Origin of the sequence: Kitasatospora putterlickiae (assembly GCF_039527695.1) — a bacterium.
Lineage (GTDB): Bacteria > Actinomycetota > Actinomycetes > Streptomycetales > Streptomycetaceae > Kitasatospora > Kitasatospora putterlickiae.
This window is the reverse complement of sequence record NZ_BAAAKJ010000327.1, coordinates 2,622-17,313: the sequence shown is the minus strand read 5'-3', so window position 1 is coordinate 17,313 and position 14,692 is coordinate 2,622. Positions and strand designations below refer to the sequence as shown.

The 14,692-nt window shown below is 71.5% G+C and carries 12 protein-coding genes and 1 riboswitch; of the genes, 4 read left to right on the top strand and 8 right to left on the bottom strand.

Annotated elements, in window-relative coordinates; genetic code table 11:
* Window positions 1–141: 141 nt before the first annotated feature.
* The 8 genes from ABD308_RS30985 to ABD308_RS30950 all read right to left on the bottom strand — a co-directional run bounded on the left by ABD308_RS30985 (window position 142) and on the right by ABD308_RS30950 (window position 9,372).
* Window positions 142–801 (bottom strand): trimeric intracellular cation channel family protein, encoded by a 660-nt coding sequence (locus ABD308_RS30985; RefSeq protein WP_344342382.1) that lies wholly within the window; start codon window positions 799–801, stop codon window positions 142–144.
* Window positions 802–844: 43 nt separating this feature from the next.
* Window positions 845–1,924: an ABC transporter ATP-binding protein gene (locus ABD308_RS30980; protein WP_425554892.1), complete on the bottom strand. Its 1,080-nt coding sequence runs from the start codon at window positions 1,922–1,924 to the stop codon at window positions 845–847.
* A 34-nt stretch (window positions 1,925–1,958) separates the two neighbouring features.
* Window positions 1,959–3,029, bottom strand: coding sequence for an ABC transporter ATP-binding protein (locus ABD308_RS30975; protein ID WP_344342380.1), 1,071 nt, complete (start codon window positions 3,027–3,029; stop codon window positions 1,959–1,961).
* Window positions 3,026–4,036: an ABC transporter permease gene (locus ABD308_RS30970; RefSeq protein ID WP_344342378.1), complete on the bottom strand. Its 1,011-nt coding sequence runs from the start codon at window positions 4,034–4,036 to the stop codon at window positions 3,026–3,028. The genes ABD308_RS30975 and ABD308_RS30970 overlap by 4 nt, the downstream gene beginning before the upstream one ends.
* Window positions 4,037–4,134: 98 nt before the next feature.
* Complete coding sequence (locus tag ABD308_RS30965) at window positions 4,135–5,910, bottom strand: ABC transporter substrate-binding protein (RefSeq protein WP_344342376.1); 1,776 nt, start codon at window positions 5,908–5,910, stop codon at window positions 4,135–4,137.
* A gap of 55 nt (window positions 5,911–5,965) precedes the next feature.
* Window positions 5,966–6,955: an ABC transporter permease gene (locus tag ABD308_RS30960; protein ID WP_344342374.1), complete on the bottom strand. Its 990-nt coding sequence runs from the start codon at window positions 6,953–6,955 to the stop codon at window positions 5,966–5,968.
* A 475-nt stretch (window positions 6,956–7,430) separates the two neighbouring features.
* Window positions 7,431–8,378 carry an enhanced serine sensitivity protein SseB gene (locus ABD308_RS30955; RefSeq protein ID WP_425554891.1) on the bottom strand — a complete coding sequence of 316 codons (948 nt, stop codon included), beginning with the start codon at window positions 8,376–8,378 and terminating at the stop codon, window positions 7,431–7,433.
* Between the two features lie 178 nt (window positions 8,379–8,556).
* Complete coding sequence (locus tag ABD308_RS30950; RefSeq protein ID WP_344342372.1) at window positions 8,557–9,372, bottom strand: enhanced serine sensitivity protein SseB C-terminal domain-containing protein; 816 nt, start codon at window positions 9,370–9,372, stop codon at window positions 8,557–8,559.
* Between the two features lie 178 nt (window positions 9,373–9,550).
* Window positions 9,551–9,657, top strand: a riboswitch (glycine riboswitch).
* Window positions 9,658–9,875: 218 nt separating this feature from the next.
* Between ABD308_RS30950 and gcvT the strand changes: the two genes are divergently transcribed.
* From gcvT to ABD308_RS30930, 4 genes are all read left to right on the top strand, one after another.
* Window positions 9,876–10,997, top strand: a complete 1,122-nt coding sequence (gene gcvT / locus ABD308_RS30945; protein WP_344342370.1) for a glycine cleavage system aminomethyltransferase GcvT — start codon at window positions 9,876–9,878, stop codon at window positions 10,995–10,997.
* 87 nt (window positions 10,998–11,084) lie between these two features.
* Window positions 11,085–11,468: a glycine cleavage system protein GcvH gene (gene gcvH / locus ABD308_RS30940; RefSeq protein ID WP_344342368.1), complete on the top strand. Its 384-nt coding sequence runs from the start codon at window positions 11,085–11,087 to the stop codon at window positions 11,466–11,468.
* Window positions 11,469–11,591: 123 nt separating this feature from the next.
* A complete protein-coding gene (gene glyA / locus ABD308_RS30935; RefSeq protein WP_344342366.1) occupies window positions 11,592–12,860 on the top strand; it encodes a serine hydroxymethyltransferase in 1,269 nt (422 codons plus the stop codon).
* Window positions 12,861–13,052: 192 nt separating this feature from the next.
* Window positions 13,053–14,420 carry an L-serine ammonia-lyase gene (locus tag ABD308_RS30930; protein WP_344342364.1) on the top strand — a complete coding sequence of 456 codons (1,368 nt, stop codon included), beginning with the start codon at window positions 13,053–13,055 and terminating at the stop codon, window positions 14,418–14,420.
* Window positions 14,421–14,692: the final 272 nt, after the last annotated feature.

Below are 14,692 nucleotides of genomic sequence, written 5' to 3'. Positions count from 1 at the left end.
TGGCGGGCAGCGACCGGCGGCCGGTCGCGGCGTGCGCGAACTCGGCGCCGGCGGACCGGCTGCCGTCGGCCGAGCTGGCGCGGCTGGTGCCCGAGCTGCTCTGCACGGCGGAGGCGATCTCGCTGGCGTACGGCGGCTCGCCTACTCCTCGCTGGTGCGAGAACCGTTGCGGCGCCAGGCCCTCGGCGCACGCCAGCCGTACTTGAGGGCGAGCATCCGCAGGCCGAACGCGGTGAGCGCGGCGGCGGTGCCGGTGGCGGCGGTGAGGCCGTCGAGCGCGATCAGCACGGCGACCAGGGCGGCGCCGACCAGGGCGGGCACGGCGTAGATCTCGCGGTCCCAGCGGAGCAGCGAGGGGATCTCGCCGGCCAGGACGTCGCGCATCACGCCGCCGCCGGCGGCGGTCACCATGCCGAGGGCGACGGCGGCGACGGCGCCGAGGCCGAAGTCGTGGGCCTTGGCGGTGCCGGTGACGCAGAACAGGCCGAGGCCGAGCGCGTCGAGGGTCTGCACGGCGCGGTTGATCCGTTCGACCTCGGGGTGCAGGAAGAAGACGACCAGGGCGGCGACCAGCGGGGTGACGAAGTAGCCGAGGTTGGTGAAGGCGGCGACCGGGGTGGCCCCGATGACGAGGTCACGCATCACGCCGCCGCCGAGCGCGGTGACCTCGGCCAGCACACAGATGCCGAAGATGTCCATGTTCTTGCGGACGGCGAGCAGCCCCCCGGAGAGGGCGAAGACGAAGATGCCGACGAGGTCCAGCGACTGCTGCACGTCGGAGGGGAAGATCTGCGAGGTCACGGCACCAGTGTGACCCGGCCGAGCCTCCCCTCCGGTCGGACGGTCACGCGGAGGCGAGCGTCTTTTCCCCGGAGGCGCCCTCCGGGAAGTGGCACGCCACCTGGTGCCCCGCGCTCGCGGCGGCGAGCGGCGGCTCCTGGCTCGCGCAGATCTCCTGGGCCTTCCAGCAGCGGGTGCGGAAGCGGCAGCCGCTGGGCGGGTTGATCGGCGAGGGCACGTCGCCCTTGAGCAGAATCCGCTCGCGCCCGGCGCGCTGCCGGCGGCGCGGGTCGGGCACCGGCACGGCGGACATCAGCGCGGTGGTGTACGGGTGCATCGGGGTGCGGTAGAGCGAGTCCCGGTCGGCGATCTCGACGATCTTGCCGAGGTACATCACCGCGACCCGGTCGGAGACGTGCCGGACCACCGAGAGGTCGTGCGCGATGATCAGGTAGGTCAGGCCGAGCTCCTTCTGGAGGTCGTCGAGCAGGTTGACCACCTGGGCCTGGATGGAGACGTCGAGCGCGGAGACCGGCTCGTCCGCGACGATCATCTTGGGCCGCAGGGCGAGCGCCCGGGCGATGCCGATGCGCTGGCGCTGGCCGCCGGAGAACTCGTGCGGGTAGCGGTTGTAGTGCTCGGGGCTGAGTCCGCACAGCTCCAGCAACTCCTGGACGGCCTTCTTGATCCCGCCCGCGGGCTCGGCCTTCTGCAGCTTGAACGGCGCGCCGATGATGGTGCCGACGGTGTGCCGGGGGTTCAGCGAGGAGTACGGGTCCTGGAAGATCATCTGGATGTCGCGGCGCAGCGGCCGCATCGCCCCGACGCCCAGGTGGGTGATGTCGGTGCCCTCGAACTCGACCGTCCCTCCGGTGGGTTCGTCGAGCCGGGTGACCAGCCGGCCCATCGTCGACTTGCCGCAGCCGGACTCGCCGACGACGCCCAGGGTCTCGCCGGCGTTGACGGTGAAGTCGATGCCGTCGACCGCCCGGACGGCGCCGCTCTGGCGCCGCAGCAGACCGCTGTGGATGGGGAAGTGCCGGGTCAGGCCGGTCACCTTGAGCAGCGGCCGCCGGTCCGAGGCGGGCGCCTGCGCGGGCACCTTCTTCATGGGGTCGGTGCCCGCCGCCTGAGTGTCCGTCATCGGTTCTCTCCAGAAAGGTGGTACGAGGCCGGGCTCACAGCCGGGGCGCGATCTCTTCGGCGAAGATCCGGTGCCGCTCGGCGAGCGCGAGGTGGCAGGCGGCGTGGTGTCCGGGCGCGACCTCGGTGAGACCGGGGGTCTCCTCGGTGGAGCGCCCGCCGGTCAGCGCGGCGTAGGGGCAGCGCGGGTGGAAGGCACAGCCGGACGGCACGTTGATCAGGCTGGGCGGGGTGCCCTTGACCGGGACGAGGCGGTCCTGCAGCTCGCGGTCGAGGCGCGGCATCGAGCCCAGCAGACCCCAGGTGTAGGGGTGTTCGGGCGCGTCGAAGATGGTCTCGGCCGGGCCGCGCTCGACGCACTTGCCGCCGTACATCACGAGGATGTCGTCGGCGAGCTCGGCGACCACCCCGAGGTCGTGGGTGATGATGATGACGGCCGAGCCGAACTCCTCCTGGAGGTCCCGGATGAGGTCCAGGATCTGGGCCTGCACGGTGACGTCCAGGGCGGTGGTGGGCTCGTCGGCGATCAGCAGCGAGGGGTCGTTGACCAGCGCCATGGCGATCATGGCGCGCTGGCGCATGCCGCCGGAGAACTGGTGCGGGAAGTCGTCGACCCGGCGGTCGGGCTGCGGGATGCCGACCCGGTCGAGCATCTCGACGGCGCGGGCGCGGGCCTGCTTCCTGCTCGCCCGCGGGTGGTGCACCCGGTAGGCCTCGACGATCTGCTGCCCCACCGTGTAGTAGGGGTGCATCGCGGTGAGCGGGTCCTGGAAGATCATCGCCATCTGCCGGCCGCGCAGCTCGCGGACCCGGTCGGGACCGGCCGCGATCAGCTCCTCGCCGTCGAGCCAGATCTCGCCGCTGATCCGGGCCCGCTTGGAGCGGTGCAGGCCCATGATGCCGAGCGAGGTGACGGACTTGCCGGAGCCGGACTCGCCGACGATGCCGAGGGTGCGGCCCTTGGCGAGGTCGAAGCCCACCCCGTCGACGGAGCGGACCAGGCCGTCGTCGGTGTCGAAGTGGATCCGCAGGTCCCGGACGGAGAGGAAGGCGTCCTTCCCGCCCGGGGCGGCCGCGCGGGCCGGGGTCTTCTGGAGCTCGGTCACGACAGCCTCACCCGGGGGTCGACAGCGGCGTACAGGAGGTCAACCACGAGGTTGCAGAGGACGATGAAGAAGGCGGCGAGCAGGGTGACGCCGAGGATCTTCGGCAGGTCGTTGTCGGAGATCGCCTGGACGGCGAACTGGCCGACGCCCTGGAGCGAGAAGACCTGCTCGGTGATCAGCGCGCCGCCGAGCAGCAGGCCGAGGTCCATGCCGAAGATGGTGACGATCGGGGTGAGCGCGGCCCGCAGCCCGTGCCGGGTGACGACCTTGGACTCGGCCAGGCCCTTGGCCCGGGCGGTGCGGATGTAGTCCTCGCTCATCGTCTCCAGCATTCCGGCGCGGGTGAGCCGGGCGTAGAGCGCGGAGTAGAGGAAGGCCAGCGAGATCCACGGGAGGATCAGGTTGCGGGCCCACATCACCGGGTTGTCGGTGAAGTCGACGTACTGGAGGTTGTCCAGGATCGGCCACTCGTAGCTGAACACGGTGAGCAGCAGCGCGCCGGTGAAGAAGACCGGCAGCGAGACGCCGGCGAGCGCGACGCCCATCGAGAGGCGGTCGAAGATCGAGCGCGGCTTGAGCGCGGAGATCACACCGGTGGTGACGCCGGAGACCAGCCAGATCACGGCGGCGCCGATGGCGAGCGAGATGGTGACCGGGATGCGCTTGGTCAGCTCGGGCCAGACTTCGAGGTGGTTCTTGAAGGAGTAGCCGAAGCAGGGCACGTGGCAGGTGGCCGGTTCCGGGCCGAAGGTGTACTCGGCGCCGCTGACCAGGCCCTTGAGGAAGTTCCAGTACTGCGTGTACAGCGGCTGGTCGAGGCCGAGGTTCTGCTTGACCGCCTTGATCGCGTCGGGGGACGGGTTCTTCCCGATGTACTGGGTGGCCAGCTGGTCGGCCGTCTGTCCGGCGAGGCGCGGGAGCAGGAAGAAGATCGCGAAGGTGACCGCGCTGACGACCAGCAGCAGCACCGCCGCCGCGAGGATCCTGCGGATGATGTAGGCAAACACAGTTGGTCGGCTCCGGCCGCCCGCCGCCGTCCGGGATCCTCCGGACGGCGGCGGGCGCCGCTGCCTTCACCTGCCTTCAGGGATGCGGAGCCAGGCTCTTACTTGGTGGTGCCGATGTTCAGGTAGTCGTACTCACCCGAGAAGGCCGGCGTGGACACGAGGTTGGTGGCGTTGTCCGGGCGGTACAGGAAGACCTTGAAGTCGGTCAGCGGGACGTAGACCGCCTGCTCCATGACCTTCTTGTCGATGTCGCCGTAGATCTTCTCGCGGGCCGCCCGGTCCGGGTTGGTGGCGGCGTCGTCGAGCAGCTTGTTGATCGCGGGGTCGTTCAGCGAGGGCAGGTTGCTGTTGCCGGAGGCCTTGATCGCGCGGCCGTCGACGATCTGCTGCAGGAAGCCGTAGCCGGTCGGCCAGTCGGCGCCCCACTGCATCATCATCAGGCCGATGTTGTGCTCCTTGGCGAACGCCGGAGCGCCGGCGCTGTCGGCCAGGTACTTGCCCTGCGGGAACTGCTGGATCTCGGCGTTGATGCCGACCTTCTTCAGCGCGGCCTGGATCGAGGTGGCGGCGGCGACCTCGGTGGCACGCTCGGTGCGGGCGGAGAGCACGGTGGTGATGCCGTCCTTGCCGCAGGCCTTCAGGGCCTCCTTGGCCTTGGCCTCGTCACCCTTGTTGTCCTTGGTCTCCCACAGGTTGAAGTCCTGGTGGCCCGGGATGTCCGGCGGGAGCATGGTGTGGGCGACCTGGCCGCGGACCGGGCCGCCGAGCGCGGTCTGCACCGAGACCTTGTCGACCGCGAACTGGACGGCCTTGCGGCACTCGATGTTGTCGAACGGCGCGACCTCGGTGTTGATCGCCATGTAGACCTTGCGGCCGCCGTAGGCGTTGTCGGTGCTGGCCTTCAGCTTCGGGTTCTGCAGGATCTGCGCCTGGGTCTGCGGGTCGACGCCGCCGCCCACCAGGTCGACCTGGGCGTTGCCGGCCAGCAGGTCCTTGTCGATGGTGGCCTGGTCGATGTTCATCCGCAGCACGATCTTGTCCGGCAGCTGCTTGCGGATCGGGTCGGTGGCCGGGTCCCAGTTGGTGTTCGGCACCAGGACGGCCTGCTTGCCGTCCTCGTAGGACTCGAACTTGAAGGCGCCGGAGGCGGCGATCTTCTTGACGTACTCGGCGCCGGTGTCCTTGGCCTGCGGGACCGGGACCGTCTGCGGGGCGCTGACCAGGTAGTCGAAGTCGGCGAAGGCGTGCTTCAGGTGGAAGACGATGGTGGTGTCGTCGGGCGTCTCGATCGACTTCAGGTCACCGGTCTTGTCCTTGTACGGACCCGCGTACGGGGTCTCGTTGTCGACCAGCAGCTCCTTGAAGTACGTCGGGCCGTTGGAGTTGACCTCCGGCGCGAAGTTGGAGCGCTCGACGGCGTACTTGACGTCCTTCGAGGTGATCGGGGTGCCGTCGTCGTACTTCAGGCCCTTGCGCAGCTTGTACGTCCAGGTCAGGCCGTCCGCGCTGACCTGGCCGAGCGACTCGGCGAGGTCCGGGACGAGCTTGTTGCCCGCCTCGCCGGCGCCCGGCTGGAAGGTGGTGAGCGGCCGGCCGTACAGGCGCGAGAAGTTGTAGATGTAGGCGTAGTACGTGTTGCCCGGGTCGAGCGAGTCCGGGGTGCCCTTCATCTCGAAGGTGACCGTCCCGCCCTTCTTGTCCGAGGCGTTGACGATGCCCTTGGTGGCCGCGTTGGCCCCGGAGCCGCCGGCGGCCTCGGTGCCGGCGGCGGTGGACTTGGCGTCGTCGCTCTTGGTGCTCGACGAGCAGCCGGTGACGACCAGGACCGCGGCAGCGGCCGTGGCGGTCAGCGCGACGGTACGGGACCTACGCATGGTGAGATCAACCCCTTGGGGAAGTGGTGGCCGAACGAGGGATCCTGACGCTTCGTCAGTTGCTCTTGGGATCGAGGGCGTCACGCAGCCCGTCGCCGAGCAGGTTGAAGGCGAGCACGGTGATGAAGATCGCCAGACCGGGGACCACCATGTACTGGGGGTCCACCTGGTAGTACCGGATCGCGTCCTGGAGCATCCCGCCCCAGGAGGCCTGCGGAGGCTGGATGCCGACGCCGAGGAAGCTCAGCCCGGCCTCGAAGAGGATGTTGGTCGGGATCAGCAGGGTCGAGTAGACCAGGATCGGACCGACCAGGTTGGGCAGCAGTTCCCTGAACAGGATGAACGGTCCCCGGGCGCCCAGGCTGCGGGCCGCGTAGACGAACTCGCGCTCGCGCAGCGAGATGGTCTGTCCGCGCACGATCCGGCCGATGTAGGGCCAGTTGAAGAAGCCGATCACGAAGATCAGCACCACGATGTGCAGCGGGAGGCCGTGCAGTCCGAACGCGCCGCCCTGCAGCGAGGTGGAGATCGCGATGGCGAAGAGCAGCAGCGGGAAGGCGAGGAAGACGTCCATCACCCGGCTGATCAGGGTGTCCACCCAGCCGCCGTAGTAGCCGGCCATGATGCCGAGCACGGTGCCGATGGTGTTGGACAGGACGGTCGCGCCGAAGGCGACCAGCAGGGAGACCCAGGAGCCCTCGATGACGCGGGTCATCAGGTCACGGCCCTGCAGCGGGTCGACGCCGAGCGGGTGGTCCCAGCTCATGCCGCCCCAGTCGCCCAGCGGCAGGCCGCCGAGGTCGGCGTCCAGCAGGTCCTGGTGGAGGGCGTCGGGGTCGAGGCCGAAGACCGACTCGATCGGCTTGGCCAGCACGGCGAGCAGGATGAGCAGGATCACCACGATGCCGCCGACGACGGCGGCCTTGTCCCGCTTGAAGCGGGTCCAGGCGATCCGGCCGAGCGAACGGCCCTCGATCTTCTTGGCCGGGCTCGCGGCGGCGTCTGCCTCCGGTGCGTCGCCGGCGGTCTTGATGGGTGCGGTCATGGTCAGTTCGGTCCCCTCGCCGACGGTGGCCGGCCCACGGGTGCCGGACGCCGGGATCGGCGGCTCGGCTGGTGCGGACGTGCTTGGGTGCGGACGTGCGGAGGTGCAGGTGCGGGGTGCTTCCCAGCGGTACGACGTGCTCAGTACTGCTGCCACGCGGGATGGGCGTCACGTGGATCATGCGGCCCGTCAGCGCGTTCGCCTTTGTGAGGCGCCAACCACGCGCGGTGGGCTGTTGCAGAACTCTCTGCCATCCGAACTGGCTTGCGCCAGCCCTGACAACCGACAGATGCCCAACTGTGATCTGTCCGCATGCACCTCCACGATCTTCGGCATATCCCTCTTCACACAGCTGTAACAGCCATGTCAATATGTCTGCCAGTCGCTTCTGCGAGATCGTCCGGAAAAACACCGAAACCGGCCTGACGGGACGTCAAGCCGGTTTCCTCGGCGAATGTTCGGTGTGTTCGGCCGGTCAGCGACCGGGGTAGCCGGGCCACGGCTGCTGCGGCGGGGGCTGCTGCCCCGGCCAGCCCGGGGCCGGCGGACGCGTGCCGTAGCCGAAGCCCTGCCCCTGGGCCGGACCCTGCTGCGAGGCGTACGGCGGCGGGGGCACCGGCGGGTACGGGCCCGTCTGCGGTCGGCCGTGCCCGCCGGCCTCCCGGTCGTAGAACGGGCGCGCGTTGGCCCGCATCCACAGCGCCACCGGGTCGTACTCGTCCGCCATCGCCACCGTCGAGACCGCCAGCCCCTCCGGCGCGACCGCGATCGCCCGCTGCATCAGCGCCCGCACGGCCTCCACCGTGGGCGGCGAACTCTCGTACAGGTCCAGACCGATGGCCAGGTACGGTTCGCCCACCGACGGCCGCACCCAGGCCCGGCGCAGCGCCTTCACCGCGCGCACCTCGACCGCCTGCCGCTCCAGCAGCGCGAAGAACCCCTGCGCCGGCACCTGCGGCTCGCTCAGCTTCAACGGCCCGGCCGGCAGCCGGTCCAGGCCCGCGGCGACCCGCCGGAGGTCCGCCCACGGCACGCCCACCCCGCCGCCCGGGGCGTGCGGGTTCAGCCAGAGCCCCCACCGGGTCCGGTACAGCGAGGCCGCGATCTCCCGGCCGGAGATCACCTCGTGCGCCCGCGCCCAGCCGGACGCCGCCAGCTGCTCGGGCGAGGTGACGGCCGGGGCGTAGCCGTGACCGCTGATCTCCATGTTCCCGTACTGGGCGTCCGGACTGCCCGGGGTGCCGTGCCAGAGCAGCATCCAGACCCGGCCCTCGGCGAGCGCGTGCAGCATCGTCTCGTAGGCCTCGTAGCGCTCCGGCGCCACCTCGCGCAGCGCGCGCTCCAGCGCGCCCGGATCCGGGCGTCCGGTGGGCGCCTGGCCCCAGGGCCCCGGTGCACCGCCAGCTACCGATCCCGCACTCATGCGCCCACCTCGCTGCGCTTCTTCGTTCCTCGTCCGTCACCGGCGGCCCGGCGGCCGTCAGCACGAACCCTATGGGGCGGCCGCCGACCCCCGCCACGCCGACGTGCCAGGGTTCGCGCCGCCACCCCGCCCGCACCCCGTCCGGCGGACACCGGACGGACGACGGCCGGAGGCCGGATCAGCCCCGCACGTAGAACGGCGCGACCCGGTTCACCAGCCAGTCGACCACCGGATCGTCCGCGAGGTCGAGCAGTACGAGGTGGACGCCGCCAGGCAGCGGCGCGGTTCCCAGCGCTCGTCCCAATGCGCCGTTCACCTCGGCCGGGTCGGCCGGGGCCAACGGGTCCAGCTGGACGCCCACGAACATCACGGTCGGCTCGCCCTCGACGCTCGCCAGCGCCCGCCGCGCGCTCAGCACTCCCGGCAGCGCCGCGAGTTCGCCGCGGCAGGCGGCCAGGAACGCCTCCGGGTCCTCCCCGGGCACCAGCTCGCGCAGCGCCACCCGGCCGCCGCCCGGCGCCGCGTCCGGCCCGCCCGGCCCGTCCGGCCCGGCGTCCCAGCGGTCCTCGCGGGGCCCGCGGCGCAGCTCGGCCACGCCCTCCGGCGGCACCGGGATGCCCACCGCCGCCTCGGGGTTGACCGCGATGCCCACGCCCAGCGGCAGACCGCGGGCGAACTCCCACACCGGTGCGACCACGAACGGCATCCCCGGCGCCTGCTGGAGGAACACCTCCTGGGAGGAGAACACCGGGACATAGGGGTCGCCGGCCAGTTCGACCGTCGGCAGGTCCAGCGAAAGACCCTGCGGGTCGCCGCCCGACGGCAGCGGGATCCACACCTGGCTGCGCGCCAGCACCTCGATCACCCGGGGGGTGGCGCCCGGGTCGCCGAGCGCGGCGGTGAGCACCTGCTCCAGTTCGTTGGCCGGCCACGCGCCGCCCGGCGGCGCCGACTCCGCCCCGCCCCACCCCTGCTGCTCCACCGGGTACCCCATCCGCCGCCGTACCGCCCTCCACTCGCCGATGCCCGCAGCCTAGCGTTTCGGCCCCCCGCGCCGGGCGGCCAGGCCGGACGTGAGGGAGTCCCCCCTCCCCTCATCCGTGCGGACGTGCCATGATGTGCGCGTCTGCGGTGGCATCCACCCAGGCCCCTCCAACTCCATACCGGCCGCTCGAACCCGCGCGGGAGAGTCCGGAGTGCCACCGTCAGGCGGCACAGCCGGCGCCGAAGGAGCAAGTCCTCCCCGGAATCTCTCAGGCACCCCTACCGCACGGGTTAGGCACATCTGGAAAGCGGTGAACGGCCCTGCCGTCCGCCCACCCACGGTGCAAGCCGCCATGCTGTCCCTTGCAGGGCAGTGGACGGTGAAGCTCTCAGGTTCGACGACAGATGGGGAGACCCAGCCGCCGCATGCCCGCGTGCAGGGTCCGCCGCCCCGAAGCAGGGCCGGTCCCGGCGCGCGCACCCCTGAGTGCCCCGACCGAGGAGTTCCTGGCCATGTCGTCCCTCCGCCTCACCGCGCTCGACGCGCTGCACCGCGCCCTCGGCGCCACCATGACCGACTTCGCCGGCTGGGACATGCCGCTGCGCTACGGCAGCGAGCGCGAGGAGCACCTCGCCGTCCGCACCAAGGCGGGTCTGTTCGACCTCTCGCACATGGGCGAGATCACCATCACCGGCCCGCAGGCCGGCGAGATGCTGGACCACGCCCTGGTCGGCTTCGTCTCCGCGCTCGGCGAGCTGCGCGCCCGCTACACCATGATCTGCGCCGAGGACGGCGGCATCCTGGACGACCTGATCGTCTACCGCCTGCGCGAGGACGCCTTCCTGGTCGTCGCCAACGCCTCCAACGCCCAGCTGGTGCTGGACGAGCTGATCGCCCGGGCCAAGGGCTACAACGCCGTCGTCTCCGACGACCGCGACGCCTACGCGCTGATCGCCGTCCAGGGCCCGGAGTCCACCGCGATCCTGGCCGACACCACCGAGGCCGACCTGCCCGGCCTGAAGTACTACGCGATCCTCCCGGCCCAGGTGGCCGGCCGCGACGTGCTGCTCGCCCGCACCGGCTACACCGGCGAGGACGGCTTCGAGATCTTCTGCAACCCGGGCGACGCCGAGCAGATCTGGCAGGCGCTGACCGGGGCCGGCGCCGACCGCGGGCTGATCCCCTGCGGCCTGTCCTGCCGCGACACGCTGCGCCTGGAGGCCGGCATGCCGCTGTACGGCCACGAGCTGTCCACCGACCTGACCCCGTTCGACGCGGGCCTGGGCCGGGTCGTCCGCTTCGACAAGACCACCAACGAGGGCGCCTTCGTCGGCCGCAAGGCCCTGGAGCGCGCCGCCGCCGAGGCCGAGGCCAACCCGCCGCGGGTGCTGGTCGGCCTGGTCTCCGAGGGCAAGCGCGTGCCGCGCGCCGAGTACACCGTGGTCTCCACCGACGGTGAGCCGATCGGCCGGATCACCTCCGGCTCGCCCTCCCCGACCCTGGAGAAGCCGATCGCGATGGCCTACGTGGACGCGGCCCACGCCGCCCCGGGCACCACCGTCGCGGTGGACGTGCGCGGCAAGCACGAGCCGGTCCAGGTCGTGGCGCTGCCGTTCTACAAGCGCGCCCGCTGACCCTCCCCCACCTGTTTCCCCCCGCGAGGAACGTCCGCGCGCCGGGCCGCTTCGTCGTACCCGCTTCCCATCCTGGAGAATGACGCCATGAGCAACCCCCAGCACCTGCAGTACACCGAGGAGCACGAGTGGCTGACCGCCGCCGACGCCGACGGTGTGTCCACGATCGGCATCACCCAGCACGCCGCCGACGCCCTCGGTGACATCGTCTACGTGGAGCTCCCCGAGGTCGGTTCCGCCGTGACCGCCGGCGAGACCTGTGGCGAGCTGGAGTCGACCAAGTCGGTCAGCGACCTGTTCTCCCCGGTGACCGGTGAGGTCACCGAGGTCAACGAGGACGTCAAGAACGACAACAGCCTGGTCAACGGCGAGCCGTTCGAGGGTGGCTGGCTGTTCAAGGTCCGCGTCGAGGCGACCGGCCCCGTCCTGACCGCCGACGAGTACACCGCGCTCACCAACCCCTCGGCCTGAGCCACCGCCGGGGCGGCCGCCGCCCGCGGCCGTCCCGGCCCGCCCGCCCGTCGCCCGCCGCCACCCTTCCAGCGACGCGCAAGGCGCGGCCCCTCCTGCCTCTCCTCCCGGGAAGACCCCACCATGACGGTTCTGAACCAGTCCCTGCACGCCCTCGACCCGGAGATCGCCGCCGCGGTCGACGCCGAGCTGCACCGCCAGCAGACCACCCTGGAGATGATCGCCTCCGAGAACTTCGCCCCGGTGGCGGTCATGGAGGCCCAGGGCTCGGTGCTGACCAACAAGTACGCCGAGGGCTACCCCGGCCGCCGCTACTACGGCGGCTGCGAGCACGTCGACGTGGTCGAGCAGATCGCGATCGACCGGATCAAGGCCCTGTTCGGCGCCGAGCACGCCAACGTCCAGCCGCACTCCGGCGCGCAGGCCAACGCCGCCGCGATGTTCGCGCTGATCAAGCCGGGCGACACCATCCTGGGCCTGAACCTGGCGCACGGCGGTCACCTGACCCACGGCATGAAGATCAACTTCTCCGGCAAGCTCTACAACGTGGTGCCGTACCACGTGAACGACAAGAGCGGCCAGGTCGACATGGAGGAGGTCGAGCGCCTCGCCAAGGAGCACCAGCCGCAGCTGATCATCGCCGGCTGGTCCGCCTACCCGCGCCAGCTCGACTTCGCCGAGTTCCGCCGCATCGCCGACGAGGTCGGCGCGCTGCTGATGGTCGACATGGCCCACTTCGCCGGCCTGGTCGCCGCGGGCCTGCACCCCAACCCGGTGCCGTTCGCGGACGTGGTCACCACCACCACCCACAAGACCCTGGGCGGCCCGCGCGGCGGCGTCATCCTCTCCAAGGCCGAGCACGCCAAGAAGATCAACTCCGCGGTCTTCCCCGGCCAGCAGGGCGGCCCGCTGGAGCACGTCATCGCCGGCAAGGCCGTCGCCTTCAAGGTCGCCGCCTCGGAGGAGTTCAAGGAGCGCCAGCAGCGCACCCTGGACGGCGCCCGGATCCTCGCCGACCGCCTGCTGCAGGCCGACGTCACCGAGGCCGGCGTCTCCGTGCTGTCCGGCGGCACCGACGTCCACCTCGTCCTGGTCGACCTGCGCAACAGCCGGCTCGACGGCCAGCAGGCCGAGGACCGCCTGCACGAGGTCGGCATCACCGTCAACCGCAACGCCATCCCGAACGACCCGCGCCCGCCGATGGTCACCTCCGGCCTGCGGATCGGCACCCCGGCGCTCGCCACCCGCGGCTTCCAGGCCGAGGACTTCCGCGAGGTCGCCGACATCATCGCCGAGGCCCTGAAGCCGGCCTTCGACGAGGGCACCGCCGAGGCGCTCAAGGCCCGGGTCACCGCCCTGGCCGAGAAGTACCCGCTCTACCCGAACCTGTAAGTCCTCCCGTTCGGCCGCGGGTGACCGGGCTCACCCCGTCCGGACACCGGGGATTCCGGGGCACCGCGCACACTGGAGAGTGCGCGCGGTGCCCCGTCCCGTGTCGCCGCCCGCCCGACCGACCCATTCCGCCACCGCCGTCCTCCCCTCCCTGCCGGCACCACCCACGAGACCAGACAAGGACGTCCCTCCGTGGCCATCAGCGTCTTCGACCTCTTCTCCATCGGCATCGGCCCGTCCAGCTCCCACACCGTCGGCCCGATGCGCGCCGCCCGGATGTTCGCCCGCCGCCTGAAGTCGGAGGGCCTGCTGACCGAGGTGACGGCCGTCCGCGCCGAGCTGTACGGCTCACTGGGCGCCACCGGCCACGGCCACGGCACCCCCAAGGCGGTGCTGCTGGGCCTGGAGAACCACTCCCCCCGCACCGTCGACGTCGACCAGGCCGACCGCGACGTCGAGCGGATCACCGCCGAGAAGCGGATCAACCTGCTCGGCGTCCACGCCATCGACTTCGACCCGGACAGCCAGCTGGTGCTGCACCGGCGCCGCTCGCTGCCGTACCACGCCAACGGCATGACCCTGTGGGCCTTCCGGGCCGACGGCTCCACCGTGCTGGAGAAGACCTACTACTCGGTCGGCGGCGGCTTCGTCGTCGACGAGGACGCGATCGGCGCGGACCGGGTCAAGCCCGACGACACCGCGCTGAAGTACCCCTTCCGCACCGGCGAGGAACTGCTGCGGCTCACCCGGGAGACCGGCCTGTCCATCTCCGGCCTGATGCTGGAGAACGAGAAGGCCTGGCGCACCGAGGAGGAGATCCGCGCCGGACTGCTGGAGATCTGGCGGGTCATGCAGGAGTGCGTCCGGGCCGGCATGTCCCGCGAGGGCATACTCCCCGGCGGCCTCAAGGTGCGCCGCCGCGCCGCCGCGGCCGCCCGCGCGCTGCGCGCCGAGGGCATCGGCCCGGCCAACGCGATGGAGTGGGTGACCCTCTACGCGATGGCGGTCAACGAGGAGAACGCCTCCGGCCGCCGGGTGGTCACCGCCCCGACCAACGGCGCGGCCGGCATCATCCCCGCCGTTCTGCACTACTACCTGAACTTCATCCCGGGCGCCGACGAGGACGGCATCGTCCGCTTCCTCCTCGCCGCCGGCGCGATCGGCATGCTGTTCAAGGAGAACGCCTCCATCTCCGGCGCCGAGGTCGGCTGCCAGGGCGAGGTCGGCTCCGCCTGCTCGATGGCCGCCGGCGGCCTCGCCGAGGTCCTCGGCGGCACCCCCGAGCAGGTCGAGAACGCCGCCGAGATCGGCATCGAGCACAACCTCGGCCTCACCTGCGACCCGGTCGGCGGCCTGGTCCAGATCCCCTGCATCGAGCGCAACGGCATGGCCTCCGTCAAGGCCGTCACCGCCGCCCGGATGGCCCTGCGCGGCGACGGCCGCCACCACGTCTCCCTCGACAAGGCGATCAAGACCATGAAGGAGACCGGCGCCGACATGAAGATCAAGTACAAGGAGACCTCGCGCGGCGGCCTCGCCGTCAACGTCATCGAGTGCTGACCCCACCCCCGGGAACCCCCCGCGCCCCCGCCCACCGGGCGGGGGCGCCGCCGTTCCCGGGCTCCGCGGCGCGTCCCCATCACCCGGGCGGGTGAACCCCCGCCGGACCGGCCGTCCGGGGCCGCGACAGCTGCCATGGTGGCCGGGACAACGCCCCACGAGTCCCAGGGGGATCCGTATGACCAGGACCCGCTTCGGCGTCCGCGCCCTCACCGCCGTGCTGCTGGCCACCGCCCTCGGCACGGCCGGCGCCGGGCCGGCGGCGGCCCGCG

Bases quoted from the DNA above. Each gene is read 5' to 3' on its own strand.
- ABD308_RS30960 (WP_344342374.1), bottom strand. From the start codon at position 6,955: ATGACCGCACCCATCAAGACCGCCGGCGACGCACCGGAGGCAGACGCC.
- ABD308_RS30965 (WP_344342376.1), bottom strand. From the start codon at position 5,910: ATGCGTAGGTCCCGTACCGTCGCGCTGACCGCCACGGCCGCTGCCGCG.
- ABD308_RS30955 (WP_425554891.1), bottom strand. From the start codon at position 8,378: ATGAGTGCGGGATCGGTAGCTGGCGGTGCACCGGGGCCCTGGGGCCAG.
- gcvH (WP_344342368.1), top strand. From the start codon at position 11,085: ATGAGCAACCCCCAGCACCTGCAGTACACCGAGGAGCACGAGTGGCTG.
- ABD308_RS30950 (WP_344342372.1), bottom strand. From the start codon at position 9,372: ATGGGGTACCCGGTGGAGCAGCAGGGGTGGGGCGGGGCGGAGTCGGCG.
- ABD308_RS30980 (WP_425554892.1), bottom strand. From the start codon at position 1,924: ATGACGGACACTCAGGCGGCGGGCACCGACCCCATGAAGAAGGTGCCC.
- gcvT (WP_344342370.1), top strand. From the start codon at position 9,876: ATGTCGTCCCTCCGCCTCACCGCGCTCGACGCGCTGCACCGCGCCCTC.
- glyA (WP_344342366.1), top strand. From the start codon at position 11,592: ATGACGGTTCTGAACCAGTCCCTGCACGCCCTCGACCCGGAGATCGCC.